The 15,995-nt window shown below is 52.7% G+C and carries 14 protein-coding genes; 3 read left to right on the top strand and 11 right to left on the bottom strand.

Annotated features, from left to right (window positions below; all coding sequences use genetic code 11):
* Positions 1-194 precede the first annotated feature (194 nt).
* Both CJP46_RS04535 and CJP46_RS04530 read right to left on the bottom strand, forming a co-directional pair.
* Positions 195-611: a VOC family protein gene (locus tag CJP46_RS04535; RefSeq protein ID WP_094594384.1), complete on the bottom strand. Its 417-nt coding sequence runs from the start codon at positions 609-611 to the stop codon at positions 195-197.
* Between the two features lie 262 nt (positions 612-873).
* A complete protein-coding gene (locus CJP46_RS04530) occupies positions 874-1,788 on the bottom strand; it encodes a DMT family transporter (protein WP_094594383.1) in 915 nt (304 codons plus the stop codon).
* 98 nt (positions 1,789-1,886) lie between these two features.
* On the opposite strand from CJP46_RS04530, the gene CJP46_RS04525 reads away from it, so the two are divergent.
* Entirely contained in the window at positions 1,887-2,762 is an 876-nt protein-coding gene (locus tag CJP46_RS04525) for a LysR family transcriptional regulator (protein ID WP_094594382.1), read from the top strand.
* A gap of 51 nt (positions 2,763-2,813) precedes the next feature.
* Here CJP46_RS04525 and CJP46_RS04520 read toward each other — a convergent pair whose 3' ends face one another.
* The 5 genes from CJP46_RS04520 to CJP46_RS04500 all read right to left on the bottom strand — a co-directional run bounded on the left by CJP46_RS04520 (position 2,814) and on the right by CJP46_RS04500 (position 9,535).
* Positions 2,814-4,091, bottom strand: coding sequence for a helix-turn-helix domain-containing protein (locus CJP46_RS04520; RefSeq protein WP_094594381.1), 1,278 nt, complete (start codon positions 4,089-4,091; stop codon positions 2,814-2,816).
* Positions 4,092-4,117: 26 nt separating this feature from the next.
* The gene (locus CJP46_RS04515) at positions 4,118-5,860 is read right to left on the bottom strand and encodes a sensor histidine kinase (protein WP_094594380.1); all 1,743 of its coding nucleotides are present in this window, start codon (positions 5,858-5,860) and stop codon (positions 4,118-4,120) included.
* A 112-nt stretch (positions 5,861-5,972) separates the two neighbouring features.
* A complete protein-coding gene (locus tag CJP46_RS04510) occupies positions 5,973-7,493 on the bottom strand; it encodes an ABC transporter substrate-binding protein (RefSeq protein WP_094594379.1) in 1,521 nt (506 codons plus the stop codon).
* A 95-nt stretch (positions 7,494-7,588) separates the two neighbouring features.
* Entirely contained in the window at positions 7,589-8,488 is a 900-nt protein-coding gene (locus CJP46_RS04505) for a carbohydrate ABC transporter permease (RefSeq protein ID WP_076167155.1), read from the bottom strand.
* Between the two features lie 72 nt (positions 8,489-8,560).
* On the bottom strand, positions 8,561-9,535 hold the full coding sequence (locus tag CJP46_RS04500; protein WP_094594378.1) for an ABC transporter permease: 975 nt from the start codon (positions 9,533-9,535) through the stop codon (positions 8,561-8,563).
* 223 nt (positions 9,536-9,758) lie between these two features.
* Between CJP46_RS04500 and CJP46_RS04495 the strand changes: the two genes are divergently transcribed.
* Entirely contained in the window at positions 9,759-10,610 is an 852-nt protein-coding gene (locus tag CJP46_RS04495; protein WP_094594377.1) for an alkaline phosphatase family protein, read from the top strand.
* A gap of 15 nt (positions 10,611-10,625) precedes the next feature.
* A complete protein-coding gene (locus tag CJP46_RS04490) occupies positions 10,626-11,603 on the top strand; it encodes a metallophosphoesterase family protein (protein ID WP_094594376.1) in 978 nt (325 codons plus the stop codon).
* A gap of 62 nt (positions 11,604-11,665) precedes the next feature.
* On the opposite strand, the gene CJP46_RS04485 is transcribed toward CJP46_RS04490, so the two are convergent.
* The 4 genes from CJP46_RS04485 to CJP46_RS04470 form a co-directional block, all read right to left on the bottom strand.
* Positions 11,666-12,931 carry an MFS transporter gene (locus CJP46_RS04485; RefSeq protein ID WP_094594375.1) on the bottom strand — a complete coding sequence of 422 codons (1,266 nt, stop codon included), beginning with the start codon at positions 12,929-12,931 and terminating at the stop codon, positions 11,666-11,668.
* A 268-nt stretch (positions 12,932-13,199) separates the two neighbouring features.
* Positions 13,200-13,739, bottom strand: coding sequence for a superoxide dismutase family protein (locus tag CJP46_RS04480; protein ID WP_094594374.1), 540 nt, complete (start codon positions 13,737-13,739; stop codon positions 13,200-13,202).
* Positions 13,740-13,925: 186 nt separating this feature from the next.
* Positions 13,926-15,014 carry a Gfo/Idh/MocA family protein gene (locus tag CJP46_RS04475; RefSeq protein WP_094594373.1) on the bottom strand — a complete coding sequence of 363 codons (1,089 nt, stop codon included), beginning with the start codon at positions 15,012-15,014 and terminating at the stop codon, positions 13,926-13,928.
* Positions 15,015-15,029: 15 nt separating this feature from the next.
* Positions 15,030-15,974: a helix-turn-helix domain-containing protein gene (locus CJP46_RS04470; protein ID WP_094594372.1), complete on the bottom strand. Its 945-nt coding sequence runs from the start codon at positions 15,972-15,974 to the stop codon at positions 15,030-15,032.
* Positions 15,975-15,995 lie beyond the last annotated feature (21 nt).

Below are 15,995 nucleotides of genomic sequence, written 5' to 3'. Positions count from 1 at the left end.
TGACTTGTGCCTGTACATTATTTTACCAAACGATGGTACCGTTTTCCTTAAGAAAGATTTCATATTTTCATATAACGTTTCGTTTCTTGCGATATAAGAAACCCCGTCTCCGTAGCTTATACTTTCTAATATCTAAAAAACGGTACAGGCCGCTGAGCCTGTACCGTTTTCCCTATCTACACCTTATAAATCGCTTACTGCCCTTGAAGGGCGCTTGGATCCATATACGTGACTTCCCACAGATGATTGTCGAGGTCCTGGAAGCTCCAGCAGTACATAAATCCATGATCCTGCTTGTCATTGGACGGCTTGCCGCCCGCCTCAAGCGCCTTGTTTACGATTTCGTCCACCTGCTCACGGCTTTCGGCAGACACGCATACAATAACTTCATTCGTCTTGGAGGCATCAGCAATTTCTTTTTTTATGAACGTTTGATAGTACGGCTCAACCAAAAGCATCACATAAATGTGATCACTGATCACCATGCAGGTTGCATTATCACCCGTAAATTGAGGATTAAATGCGAATCCGATGTTGGAGAAAAATTCGATGGAGTTTTTCAGGTTTTTAACAGGGAGATTCACGAAAATTTTATCCAATTGCAGCGCCATTTGCGTTACCACCTTTATTTGGAATAGTCACGGTACCCGGAGCATGTTCAGGTTCAGCCTCGGATCCGGCCGATCTGCGGCCATTAATGGATCTAAACTCCCTCAACCGATCCCGTTACCGCTAAACTTGATTACATTCTATCATGGAAATAATGCTTAGATTTCTTATAAATTGCTATAATCGCTAACTAGGAGTGGAAATAAAAGAAAAAACCCGCGAAAATCGCGGATTTTGCTCTAATCTTCGATCATGGCCCCTGATTTAGCGGGCTCCTGGCCCTGTAGGCCCTTCTAGCGCCGAAGCTCTTCTGCGCTGAAAACGCACGTTGACGAGCACGATACTAACGAGAACTAGGATGAGGCCAGCCACAAGATTGACCGTCACCTGCTCGTTCAAAAAAAGCACGCTCGAAAAAATCGAAACAATGGGAATGAGGAACGTAAACGAACCGATTTTGCTAGCTTCCCCTTCGCTGATCAATTTAAAATAAACGAACCATCCCATCGCGATGACGAAGACGGCGATAAACAGCGTATCCCAAATGAACGTCCCGTTCCATTGGATCTTCGACCAGTCCTCCATCCCGGAACCGGCCAGTAGCAGAATGACGCCGCCGATCGTAATTTGCATCGCCGTCAGCCAGGTCGAATCGACCTTCGGCCCGATCTTCTTGACATAGGCCGTGCCAAGCGCCCAGGAGAGCGCAGTGATCAGCGCCAAAATAATGCCGACGGCGGAAACGCCCCCCGTAAATCCGCCCGCGCTCATCGTGGCGACGCCGGCAAAGCCGACGATCAGACCAAGCATTTTCTGCTTCGTCATGGGCTCTCCCAGCCATAACCACGAGAACAGCCCAAGCAGGACGGGCTGCAGAAACACGATGGCCGAGAACAATCCGGCCGGCGTATACTGCAGTCCGATGGTTTGGACACCATAGTATATAACGATGCTGAGCATCGCGGAGGTCAAATAGATTGGCCAGGTCTGGCGCAGCCGCAGCTGCTTCGCTTTGGGCAGGGCTACGATCACCAGCAGCAAACCGCCGATCAGCGCACGCAAGCCTGCGAACAGGATGGGAGGCGCGTAGTCTAAGGCAATTTTGGATAATGGCCAGTTGATTCCCCATACCAATATTAAAAAGATCAATAGAAATAACGTATTCTTCTGCACTCGCACTGTGGGTCACTCCTTGTATCATGGTCAACAACCATGATACAATACGCCCAGCTATAAATAAAATGCATATTCCTCATAGGAGGTATACCATTTCCGTTATGAATGAAACGCAAATCAGACTATTCGTGGCTGTCGCGGAAACAGGAAGCTTTACCAAAGCGGGCCAAATGATGAATATGACCCAGCCGGCGGTCAGCCGTGCCATTTCCAGCCTGGAATCCGAGCTTGGCGTTACCCTCTTAAACCGTCATCCGCGAAATGGTGTCGTCTTGACGGATATCGGCAAACGGATCGTGGTGACCGGCAGGGAAATTTTGCTGCAGTATGAGAAAATTTCGCAGGAGGTTGCCGCCGAGAAAGGGCTGGAAACCGGCAGCATCCGTGTCGGTGCATTTCCGGCCGCTGCTTCCTTTTATTATCCGAAAATCGTCCGGGCCATCAACGACAAGTATCCGAATATCAACATTCAGATGTTTGAAGGCACCGTCGAGGATGTCCGGCATTGGCTCGATGAGCTGGTCGTGGATGTCGGCTTCCTTATTCCGCCGCTGAACGATCTGGATGCGAAGCTGCTGCGGAACGAAGCGCTTCACGTCGTTTTCCGTGACGATCACCCCTTCAGCAATTACAAGGAGATCCGGATTCAGGATCTATCGGATGAGCCGATGCTGGTGTGCAAGGGCGGCTATGAACTGCCGGTCATGGAACTGTTTCACGCTGGTGGAGCGAATTTGAACGTGAAGCATATTACGACCAACTATCCGACTGCCCTGAACATGATCAACGAGGGATTGGGCATCTGCATCATGTCGGAGCTGTCGCTGCAGAGCGTGCCCGATCGCGTCATGAGCCGCGAATTGACGCCTAAAGCGTACCGCAAGCTGCATCTTGCCGTTCCCTCGTTCAAACAGGCATCCATTGCCGTCAAATTGTTTGTGGATACGGCGTTTCGGCTGTTCCCGCCCGCACCATGAAGTCCTGGCGAGCAAGCTTAGACGCTGGGATACCGCACAGCATACGCGGCGTCACACCCATTTTCGTCTGAACTGCTGCGGAGAAGCTTGGTGCACCTTTCTGAACATTTTGGAGAAATGCGAAAAATTGTTGTACCCGAGAGCTTTGGCCACATCGGAAATCGGGATACTCGAATCCCTGATCATCTCTTTCGCCGCCTCCATCCGCTCGCGAAGGATATAATCCGTGATGGACTCTCCCGTTTCCCGCTTGAACAGACGGGACAGGTATGCCGGATTCAGGTGCACAAAACAGGCGAGCTGCTCCCTTGTAATAGGTTCATGGAGATGCTCGGCAATGTAGGCTTGGATGCGCTGAATGACCGAGGGACTACTTTCGTTTTTGGAGAGCGGCGGGTTCGACCTAGCCAGCCGATACACCTCGTTCGATTTGTTCAGATTGCCGTACTCCATCTCAAGGAGCTTTTGATAGATTCCACCAATTTCGAACAACGTCGACCGCTCACCGATGTAACAAGATAAGGTGCAGTGAAAATAACGCCGGCAGGACTCCAGGTAGGCCATGCAGCGGTTATACAATGCACCCTCCTTCATCTCCCCGTCTTCCGGACTGAACAGAATAACAACATTGACCCCCAGCTTGGTTTGGATCACCTCACCGCGTCCGGTGGATAGCAGCATCTCTTCCGCCGCCTTGCGGATGTTGTATTCCATCATTTCCTCATCGCGGGTGCTATACTCCCGCATCCACGATTCCACGCTGACCAGTACAGGCAGGAAGGTAGCCCCCGATAAGGAAACCAGTTCATGTTCCCGCAGTATTTTCAGGACGTTATCCGGCGTGCAAATGATTCGCCGGGTCAGAACATCATTCCAGAACTTCTCCTTGATCAGCCCTTTTCTCTTATTCCACGTCTCATCGTACCGGGTCCGCAGTTCCGTCATTTCCCGTTCCTGCCGGACGGATTCCAGCGCCCTGGCTACCGACGACTTCAGCACATCATACTCGATCGGCTTCAGCAGGTAATCAAATCCGTCGAGTTGAATCGCCCGCTGCATAAAGTCAAAATTGGCGTGCGCCGTCAAAAATATCGTTTCTGTCTCCGGCGAAATGTCGTTGACGCGCTCCAGCAGCTCAATTCCGGTTCCTTTCGGCATTTCGATATCGCAGATCATCACGTCCACCGCCGTGCGCTCGAACACTTTCAGAGCGGCGCTGAGATGATAAGCCTCATAAATCTCTGAAACCTGCAGCGCCTCCCAATCGACACCGCTCTTGATTCCCATGACGGCATAAATTTCGTCATCCACGATAAGCACTTTATACATCAGGTTCCCTCCAGTTCAGTTCATCCTCAGGAAGCGAATTCGTCCACCCTCCGGCGAGGAATCGTTAGGGTTACGACGGCGCCGCCTTCAGGAGCATTCCCAAAAGACAATCCGGCATCGCTGCCAAAAAAATGCTTCAAGCGGTACAGGACATTGGTAATGCCCAGGTGCTCGCCGCTTTGGCTCTCCATATACGCTCCTGTCCGCAGCATTTGCAGCGTCTCTTCGTCAAATCCGGCGCCGTTGTCGGCAATGACGACCGTCAGCCGTCCCGTTCCAGCATGATTGATGCGGATATCGATATGGAACGGATGGTCCATAAAATCAAAGCCGTGTTTAATCGCATTTTCGACAAACGGTTGAATGAGCAGCGGCGGAACCGCCGCTTGGGCAAGCTCCTCCGGCATATGACAGCCGTAAGTCACCTGGTCCGGAAAGCGGACCTGCTGAATCCGGATATAGCTCTCCAGATGTTCCATCTCCTCCGCCAGCGTCACCGCCACCTGGTTCGTGCGGGCCGCAAAGCGGAAATATTGAACGAGATTCAGGCACATCAGCTGGATGACGCCGTAATTTTGAATCTGGGCCAAATTGTATACGATATTGATCGAGTTCAGCAGAAAATGGGGATTGATCTGCAGCTGCAGATGCTTCAGCTCCGCCTTGTGCGCTTTGATCTGCTCCTCGTACACGCTGATTTTCAGCTCCTGAATATCCATGGCCATATGGTTGAATGTTTCATTAATGATCGTAAATTCCTTCGATTTGGAAGGCTTCAGCCGGTAGGCGAGGTTGCCGTTCTTAAGGCTGCGCATACCACGGATCAAGCTGTTCATCGGCTTCAAAATGATATCGTTCAAATAGATCAAGTAAATGATGAGGACGATGACCGCCAGCACGGAAATCATCAGAATTCCCCTTCTGAAGTGGTACATGTTCTGCAGCATCCGGGCTTCAGGAATAAAGGCGCCCAGGCTGAGTTCCGTACTCTGAATCGGGTGCTTGACCACGATATATCGCCTTCCTTCCGCCTTTAAGGCCTGATAGGTACCGGTTGTATCTTTGACCGTCGGGATGTCCAGCTTGGGCGAATCGGGGGAGGCCGAGCTGGTGATCAATTCGCCCGCTTCGTCCAAAAACCCGGCATAGCCGTCCTCGCCGAGATGCACCAGATCGAGGGGAACCATCAAATTTTTCAGCTGGACGAACGCCCCTAAATAGAAGCCCTCCCCCGCATCCACTAGCCGGATCAGGGCGTATTTGCCCTTGCTGTATGGTATCGCCTTCCACTGCATGAATACGAGGCTGTCCGGGCGGGCATCCTTCACCACTTGCTGAATGGCCATTTGAATCGACTGCAGTTCGTCATAAGACTGCGTCTTGATCGGCGTGTTGAATAAATCATGGTTTTGTACCGAATAGATGAACTGAAGGTCCACGCTGTTATCGAACCGGTGATAGCGCGTAAGACTGTTCAGGATCCGGGCCTTGGCCAAAACATACTCGTCTTGATCGCTCAGCAGCTGGGACAGCGCGGCAATGTTAGGATCCTCGACGGCGAAGTTGTACAAAAATTTGATCTCCTTGTTGAGCGCCGCCTCGATCTGGCTTGAATAGAGAATGATCGAGTTTTTGTTCGAATCGGCCACCTGTTCCCGGATCGTGTTCATCGCGTAGTAATTGTTGTAGAGCAAGAGCAAGAAGAGCGGAAGCGTAATGGCAATGAAGCCGATTACTAATTTGCTGCGCAGCGAACGTTTGATATTCATGGTTCTGTCGGTCCTTTTTGTCAAAATAAAGTCTTTCAGGAAGGGGAATAGGGAATCCCCATCCCCGGTTTTCAAGCATACCGGTTGAGAGATTCCCTCGTACTTGCCGATGTTATGGATTCGCCTTCGCCCACTCGGCGAGCTGTTTGTCTACTTCCGCTTTGACTTTGTCAAAGCCGGCCGCCTTGCGCTTTTCCTTCCACTTGGCAATGATTTTCTCCGGATCCGCGGCACCGGACCGAAGCGTGGCGTCAAACTCTTTCTCCACGTTGGCGATGGAGGCCAGCTCCGATTTGACCGGCTCCTGGTCAAAAGCAAATCCGAGGGCGATCGACCGTTCCGCCCGTTCGTTGAACTTCTCGAACTCCTTCCACTTGTTCGGATCTTCGTTCGCCCACAGATAGGAATTGAACTGGTTGCCGAACATCCATCCTCCCGGATTCGGGTAGGTTTGGTTGTCTGCATTGACGCCTTCCGGATAATCGATGACCTGGTCGGATTTTTTCACGTAATGTTTGCCTTCAATGCCCCAGTCCAGCATGTTGAGCAGTTTGGGATCGTTGTACAGCAGATCGAGGAACATCATGGCCCGCGCCGGATCCTTGGAAGTCCGGGAAATGCCGAGCATGGCTCCCTGCGCATCCCCCGTCGTCGTGAACGGCTCCGCCGTCTCGACTTGTACCAGCTCCACGCCCGCCGTTACGCTCATCTCCTTGTCTTTGCCCGGTTTCAGGGATTGGGCTACAGCGAACGCCTTGCCAGCTTTAATCATATTCATTCCCTGGTCGGCGTCAGAAGTCAGAATGTCCTTGTCGAACCAGCCGTTCTGATTCCACTGATGCATCCGCTTGAAGAAATCGATGAACTCCGGATCCTCCAGCGTATCGATAGCCTTGAGTTCCTTGCTTCCCCGCGGTATGGCCAGATTCGCCACGATCCCGTCGTAATTGGCCGCACTCCAAGTATTCGTAAATTTGCTGGAAACGATCGGAGTCACGCCAGGCTCGTTCTCCTTAATCGTTTTGAACATCGCTTCCATATCTTCCAGCGACTTTACGCCGCCCGTATCGAATTTGTATTTATCCGCCAGCTTCTTGTCGAGAAGGAAACCGAAGCCCTGCCCGAATTCCTTCTTCGTCGGCAGCGCGTACAATTTGCCGCCGATCTTCGAACCTTTAATGAAATCATCTCCGAGAATTCCCGGGATATCCTGGCCGTACTGGGCCATCAGGTCATCCAATTCCACGAACTGACCCTTGGCCACATCCTTCGCATAAGAGAACCAGCTTGCCGTAAACAGCAGATCGAACGGCTCGTTGGAAATCTTCATCAGGTTCGTCTTGTCATCCCATGATGCCCATTCAATCGGCCTCAGCTCGATCGTTGCGTTGATTTTTTCCGTCAGGTATTTGCTCATTTCATCCTGGACCAGCTGCAAGTCTTTGGGTGCGGATGCGGGATACACCAGCGTAATTTTATAAGGCTTCAGACCGGTGCCGTTGTCCGAACCCGAGCTGCCTGCGGACGTGCCCGAAGCCTCTCCGGAATCACCTGCACCTCCTTTGCCGCAGCCCGTCAGGGCAAGCATTCCGCACAGCATCATCATCAGCACCAAATGGTAGGCTTTTTTCATGTTCGACGCTTCTCCTCTCAACGAATAAATGTTTCAGACTCATCATGCACAGGACCGATCGCTCCGCCCTTTCCCAGCTTTTCAGCCGTCATCCCTCAGCCTTTGACCGCGCCGCTCGTAATCCCGCTGATGTAATATTTCTGGAAGAACGGGTAAGCGAACAACAGCGGGGCAATCCCGACGATGGCCAGTGCCATCCGGACCGTTTCCCGGGGCATTTTGGCCAGCAGCTCGCCCACTTGGGCGGAGCTTCCCGATTTCATCAGCAGGTACTGGATGTTGGTTAACGTTTTGGTCATCAAATATTGAATGTTGTACAGCTCGGGCTTATCAATGAACAGCATGCAATTATACCAGTCGTTCCAATAAGACAGCGTGTTGAACAGCCCGATCGTCGCCATAATCGGCAGCGACAGGGGCAGCACGATGCTGAAGAAAATCCGGATTTCGCTGGCACCGTCAATGGTCGCAGACTCCACGACCGACTCCGGAATGGTGGATGAGAAGAAGCTTCGCATCAGCAGCACGTTGAAGGCGCTCAGCAGCAGATTGGGAATGATCATGGCGAAAATCGTATTTTTCAAGTCAAACATGTTGACATACGTCATATACCAGGGCACCATCCCCCCGCCGAACAGCATTGTAAAGAAAATATAGAAGGATAACGTACGCCGCAGGGGCAAATCCGGACGGGACAGCGGGTAAGCGAACAAGGCGGTCATGAGCAAACTTACCACCGTTCCGATCAGCGTTGTCAGAATGGTGACCCCGTATGCCTTAGCAATTTCCGAGAAATCGTTGAACAAAAACTGATACGCGGCAAAGCTGATTTCCTTGGGGAACAAGGAATACCCTTTTTGCAAGATGGAATCCTCGCTCGAAATCGACACCATAAAAATCAGTATAAACGGGATCAATGATGCCAGTGTAAAAGCCCAGAAAAACAGGTGAATCAAGGAAGGGCCGATGATTTTTTTCACGCTTGCTGTCCTCATGACGTACCTCTACCTTTCTTGAAAAAATCAATATACGCTTGCACCTACTCTAGCGCCGAAAGACGCTGCTTCTTAAAATAAAGCATCACGCTTGTTGATCCGCCGAACGGCTGCGTTGGCTGCTAGAATCAGGACAAAGCAGACGACGGATTGATAGAAACCTGCCGCTGAGGACATCCCGATGTCGCCGGACTGCGTCATTGCGCGGTATACGAACGTATCGATCGTATTCGTGGTCGGGATGAGCGCGCCCGTGTTCATAGGCACCTGATAGAACAAGCCGAAGTCGCTCCTGAGGATCCCGCTGACCGCAAGCAGCGTCATCGTTGTGATGATGGGGGCAATCAACGGGATCGTAATCCGCGTCATCTGCTTCCACTTGCTGGCGCCGTCGATGGTTGCCGCCTCGTAATACTCCTTGTCAATCCCGATAATCGCGGCGAAATAGATGACCGACAAATACCCGACGTTCTTCCACGCATTGACGATAACTAGAATATACGGCCAATAGCGGGGCTCGCCGTACCAGGACACGGCTTCTGCACCGAACCATTTGGCGATAAGCCGGTTTACCAATCCGCTTTCAACATTCAGAAAGCTGTAGACCAAGTACGCCACAACGACCATGGAAATGATATGCGGCAACAGAAAGGTACTTTGGTAGAACCGGGTGATGACCTTGTCTCTGATTTCGTTAATCAGCAGTGCCGCGAGGACGGCTAACACCAGGTTCAGGACGATAAACACAAAGTTGTATAGAAAGGTGTTTCTCGTTATGACATAGGCGTCCTGGGAATTGAACAAAAATTTAAAATTATCAAGTCCCGCCCATTCGCTTCCCCATATGCCGTCGACATAGTTGTAATTTTTGAAAGCCAAGATGACGCCGTACATGGGGATGTAGTTGTTAATGAATAAATAAATGACTCCCGGCAGTGTCATCAGCAGCAGCCATTTGTATTTCTTCAGTTGTCTTCGGAACGTGGAAACCCGCCGGATCTTCGCCGGGCGCACCACGTTCTGGTCAAGCTGCACCGCCTCTTGCATGATCTCACTCCTTTTTGTCGTTTCGTAGCCTGTAACCCCTTACAATCTCGATTCTATATGGTGCGTGCAAAGGCAGGCTACCACGATGATGACTTCCTGCTAACACTCTGATGACTTGTTTGCCTGAATCCCAATCGGTGGTTGACACCCCGTACGGGAATCTTTATGCTAGGGGGCGTAATCGATAAAATGGAAGCGAAATCAACTTTGGGGAGGTTGACCCATGAGCAATACAAAGGCCGTTTCGCGCGTGTTCATTCTGGGAATGGACGGCGCCGGCAACTTTATTCAGCACACGGCTACACCGGTCATCGACGCTTTTCTGACGAAAGGAGCCGTCACCTATGCCGCCCAGGCCCAGTCGCCGACGATCAGCGCGGAATGCTGGGGCTCTGTGCTCCACGGCGTCGTGCCGGAGAAGCACGGATTAACGAACGAGGTCGCTGCGAGTGAGGCTTATCCTGCCGAGTCACCATATCCTTCCGTATTCCGGCTTGCAAGGAAGGCATGGCCTGAGGCCAAGCTCGCCTCCTTCACCAGCTGGAGCCCGATCAATGACGGGATCGTTGAGGATGGCATCGGAATACATAAGGAATCTCTGCCGGATGCCGATTTGGTTCAGGCCATCCAGGATTATCTGGAACAGAATCCGGACGTCAAACTGCTGTTCATGCAGCTGGATGAACCCGATGCGGCCGGACACAAGCATGGGTACGGTCCGGACTCGCCGGAATATTTGAATGCGATTACACAAAATGACGTTCTGTTCGAAAAAGTGCTCGGCACCCTCGAGCGTCTGGAACTTCTTGAAGACAGCCTGGTGATTTTGCTGACCGACCACGGCGGCGGAGGCGACGATAAATTCAGCCACGGCAGCGATCATCCGATGGACAAAAATGTGTTCTGGGGCTGCGTTGGACCTGGGATCGCGCCGGGGACAACCATCGGGGAAATCTCGATTGTGGACACCGCGGCCGTCGCCGCAACCGCCCTCGGCCTGGACATTCCAGGTGCCTGGGATGCCGCTGTCCCTGCCGGCTTGCGCCAGATCCGCACCGCGCCGGGAATCGGCTAGAGAGAGGAGGAGCAGATGAGGAAAACATTGCGATTTCGCGAGGACGGTACTTTTACCATCGTCCAATTTACCGATACGGAGTTTTGCGAACCTGGCGATGAAGAGCTTCAAATGAAAGAGATGATGCGAAGGATTTTGGAAGCGGAACAGCCCGATCTGGTCGTCTATACCGGCGATGTGATCGCCAGCAATAAAAGCCCGAATCCGGTCGCGGCGTTCCGGGATGCGGTGTCGGTTCCGGAGCAGATGGGTATCCCCTGGGCAGCCGTCTTTGGGAACCACGATTCCGAGGCTCCCGATATGACGCGGGAACAGCTGCATGCCCTGCAGTTGTCCCACCGATATTGCTACGCAATGCCCGATCCGCCCCACGTCAAGGGCGCAGGCAATTATTGTCTGGAAATCCGGGATTCACACCGGGACAACACGGAGGCCGCCCTCTACTTTTTGGATTCGGGCAGCTACTCGCCGCTGGAGCATCTGCGCGTAGGATTCTATGACTGGATCCGCCGCAGCCAGATCGAATGGTATGCAGCGCAGTCCTACCGGCTTACGGCAGGCAACGGCGGAGTCCCGCTGCCATCGCTTGCCTTTTTCCATATACCGCTTCCCGAATATAACGATATTTGGGATTTCTCGGTCTGTTATGGCAACAAGCTTGATCGCCACTGCTGCGCGCCGTGGATCAACACCGGATTTTTTGCGAGCATGGTGGAAATGGGAGATATTCTCGGTACCTTTGTCGGCCATGATCACGGCAACGACTTTTGGGGAACGCTGCACGGCATCCGGCTGTGTTACGGCCGGACCACGCGCAGCGCCTACCTGGATCAGCCGTTCATGCCTGGCGCCCGGGTCATTCGGCTCACGCAAGGGGAGCGAAGTTTTGACACCTGGCTGCATCTGGAGGACGGGTCCGTCATTCATAACCAGCCTGTCCATCCACCGACGGGCAGACCCGTTCTGGCAGGGGTGCCGGCAGCCGCCGAATAATTGTTAAAAAAGCCGTTCAAGCGATGCGGGTTGCATCCGGTCTTGAACGGCTTTGTTTGGGTTCAACCCGAAATTTCAGCTTTTTTCTCGTAGTAACTTGCCGGAATGATTTTAAATACCTGAACATACAAAAGCGAGCTGAGGATCGTTGCCAGGAAGATGAACCCGAACACGACCACCGGCGGAAACCACGATGACAGCATAATCGTGACCGGAGCGATAAACCGGCCGACCGAGAACTGCAGATTCGCCGCCCCCATGTATTGCCCCCTGGCGTGTTCAGGCGCATATTTGCTGATAAAGCTGTCGGTGACGGGACTCCGCGACAGCTCGCCGATCGTAAACACAAACGTAAACACCAGAAGCAGCCACACATGCGTCGTCAAACCGATCAAGAACATCCCACCGCCGAACAACAAGGCCGACATGATCAGGATGTTCCGTTCGGACCATCCCTCGAACAGCTTGGTGACGGGAAGAACGCACAGCACGAACAGCAGACCGTTCAGCCCCAGCATCAACCCGAACACCTGCGCGCTGCTCAGGTTGAACGTCCAGCTGCTGAAGGACAGCAGCGCCTGTCCCGGTACGTATTCTTTGACATACATCGCCAAATACATATCCAGCTGCATAAAAGCAATCGTCACCAGAATCCCCGCGGCAATATAGAGCGCGAATACCTTGTCCTTAAAAATGACGCCGTAACTCACCACCTGCTCCTTCAAGATAGCGGTCAGCTTGCTGCGGGCGCGGGTCATCTTTGCGGATGCCGGAAGCGTTTCCCTGCTGAAAAAGAAAATGGTCAAAAAGTACAGGAGCGTTACCGTCGTGCAGGTCCACAACAGCTCGTGCCGGTATTGGAAAAAGAATACCGAACCCAGTGCCGGGCCAAAGACCGCCCCAATATTTCTGCCCGTCACGAAGGTTGCAAACACCATCCGCCGGTCCTTTTCCGGAGTCACGTCGGCCACCATGGCCGAGCTTCCCGGCGAATAGATCGCCCCTCCCAGCCCCAGTCCGATATATGCAGCATAATCGAGCCAATGGGACGGGGATAACGCAAAGACGGCAAACATGCAGGACTGCATGCAGGCCCCGAGCAGCATCGCGGGCCTCCGGCCGAAGCGGTCCGCCAAATACCCGCCGAACAAGCTCCCGAACAGGCTGACCAAGGGAGGAACGGCCATCAGCATACTGGCCGCGGTCTTGCCGAACGCGTCGCTGAAAAACAGGGTAATGTAAGGAAAGTACATCCAAAACAGCAAATTGAAAAGTGTGTCGCCGATCAGCCGGATTTGTAAATTCAAATCCCATTTAAGCCAGTTCACAACAGTGGTTCCTCCTGTTTTATGATGGGGTAGATTCTCTTCCTGAAGAATCATTGGCGGGAAATGATCTATCACGTGGAAAAAATGGAAGGAGTTTTAATATATCACAGGAATATGGGCCGGGCAACGATTTTTTTGCAACCGATAACATTCGCGTTCCGATTTGAGCATTTGAAACGGCTCGCACAAAAAAACTCCTGAAGGAATGTTCCTTCAGGAGTTTATATGATCGTTATCGGCAGCCTGGAATGCCAACGGCCGGGCTCAGCTATTCAATCCGTGCGCAGGCAATCCGGTTGCCTGAATTCCCCGACGGGTCGGTCACGTAATCGTCCGCTTTCTCGTGGATGATGATCGCGGTTCCGCCCGGCTTCAAGAGCGAATTGGCGGCACCCTTCATCAGCGTAACGGACTTGCTTTCCAGATCAGCGTTTACCGTTCCATCCGGCTTCACGTGAATGTTCATCAGGTCTCCGGCATGATAGCCCTTCGGATTATGGAAACCGTGCTGCTTGCCCCCTGGGTTGAAATGGGCACCTGCGGTTTTAAAGTCAGGCGGATCGCACTTCGCGTTTTCGTGGAAATGAATGCCGTGCTCGCCGGGCGGCAAATTCGCGGCTTCAATATGAATCTGAACGGCATCCCCTTTTTGGGTCAGTAGGGCCGTCCCCACCTCCCCGCCTTTGGAATCCACGATTTTTACCTTAAGCTGCGGCTCTTCCGAGTTGGCATAAGCAGCCGGAGTTGCAGCGGCGGCTCCGAGCAGGAATCCGGCGCTGAGGCAGACGGACATCACCATTTTTTTCATACTTGCATTCGTCCTCCTGTATTCTGGTTTTAGGTCTCCCAAAATCAGGTTTGCCTATTTCCCGAAAAAGATAACATGGTGAACGTCATGAAATCGCAAAAATAAAAGCAGTCCGAAGATCCAAGAATGGAAGTTTCGGACTGCTGCAGTCATGCGAGTTAAAATAACGGACGTGTTCAAATGTTACTACACCAGATCGGGAATATGGATCTCGACTTCCTTCTTCGTCAGCGAAGAGCGGATAATGCCGTCGATAATGGCCTGATTCCGCAAAATTTCCTCTCCCGGAATCGGAGCCGGCGTTCCTTCACGCAGCGCACGAACGAAGTCCTTGATCTTCTCCTCAAACACGTTGATTTCGTGCTTGATGAGCGGAATATTGCTTTCCGTATGATGTCCCTGGATGTCATGGAACAGCGAAATGGAACCGACATGTCCATCCCATACCCCGCTCCAAGGCCCGCTGCCTGCCGGAAGCACCTTCATGCCTGCATCCGTGCCGAGGAACATCGTCGCTCCGAGCGTGTCCATATGCATCGCCCAGGACGTCTTGAAGTTCAAGACCAGGTCTCCTTCGAACCGTACCATGGCCACACCGAAATCTTCGACGTCAAATTGTCCGGATTCCGCGTGATACTTCGGATTGGTGCCAAAATAATTCGAGGTGTACGCGGAAACGGTCAGCGGCTTCGGATAACCGAGTGTGTTGAGCGCCAGATCCAGCGAATAGCAGCCAATGTCGGCCATCGCACCTGCGCCGGCGATATCCTGACGGATAAATGTTCCCCCCGGCATGCCGCGGCGGCGTCCGCCTCCAGTTTCCACGTAATACACTTTGCCCAATTGCCCGTTCTGCACCATATTTTTAATGATGGCCATGTTCGGGTCGTAGCGCGGCTGGAAACCGACGTTCAGCATTTTTCCGGTTTTCTTGGAAACCTGCACCATTTCGACCGCTTCGTCCAGCGTAACCGACATCGGCTTCTCCAGCATGACGTTTTTGCCGGCCGACAGGGCATCCACCGTCGTACGGTAATGCGCCACGTTCGGCGTACAAATGCTTACGCCGTCCAGGTCCAGCTCCAGCAGCTTGCGGTGGTCGTCAAAGCCGGTTGCATCCGGCAGATCCCAGCGCTCGATAAATTGCTGCGCCTTGTCAGGCAGAATGTCCGCCACCCCAACGACTTGAACATCCTCGATTCCTTTGTAAGCCCGGGCATGCGCTCCGGCAATGCCTCCGCTTCCGATAATGCCAATCCGAATTGTTTTTCCCACGAGATCGTAATCCTCCTATACTTTCGCGTTCTTTCTCCGGTATTCCGACGGCGTATAGCCGTACCTTTTCCGGAAAACGGTATGCAAATAGCTTCCGCTGGAAAATCCGCCCTGGACGGCGATCTTCTCGATGGACCAGCGCGTCTCCACCAGCTGGCGGCATACTTCCTGCAGGCGGAAATCCTCCAAAATTTCGCTGAAGGATCGCCCGCCCCCTTGATCCTTAATGATCCGCTGCAGCTGTCTCGAGCTGATATGCAGCTTGTCGGCCACATCCTCCAGCACCACTTCGCCGGAAGAGTTGGCATGGATGTACTCCAAGGCCAGCTGGTACCGGTAGGCCTTCATGTCCCGGGACGGAAGCTCCGCCTCACGCGGTTCCGGCTCGTAGGCGCGTACGGCGCGGAGCAGAATTTGAATGATGCAGTTTTTGATACTTGTATACAGCCCTAAATATTTTTGCTGCGAGGCGTTGAAGGCTTCCAGGAAAAACGGCATCGCCCGGTACGTATCCATCACAGGCTTCAGCGGCAGCGACCGCAGCTTTTCGATACAGTCATGCGCCTCGGCCGCCTCCCATGGATCGGCGTATGGACGCGGCGAGCCGGAATCCGGTGCCTGCGACAGATCCCTGATGTCCACGTGCAGGCACAGCTCATCCATCGATTCCTCCGGATCCGCTTCCTGGTAATGCAGCACCTCCGGACCCGTCAGATAGAACATGCCCTCCTGAAGAGCATAAGGTTCATCCACCAGGATCACCGTTCCCTTGCCGCGAGGAATGAAGTGTAATTCAAACTCGGCATGCTTATGAAAGGACACGATTTTCCCTGGAGGAAAAGTAGTCAAGTGAAAACGTATAACCCGAATCTCATAATTTCCCCAATAGATGCGCAAATCCAGACGCTCCAATGCATCTTGGCGTCCCTGCATAATTTCATATGGAAAATTATTCATCATTGCAGCAACATCCTTATGTCT

The sequence above is a fragment of the Paenibacillus sp. XY044 genome (genome assembly GCF_002257645.1).
In the GTDB taxonomy this organism is placed as follows: Bacteria; Bacillota; Bacilli; order Paenibacillales; family Paenibacillaceae; genus Paenibacillus_AQ.
Note: the sequence above shows the minus strand (reverse complement) of the source record. Positions and strands in the feature narration are given on the sequence as shown.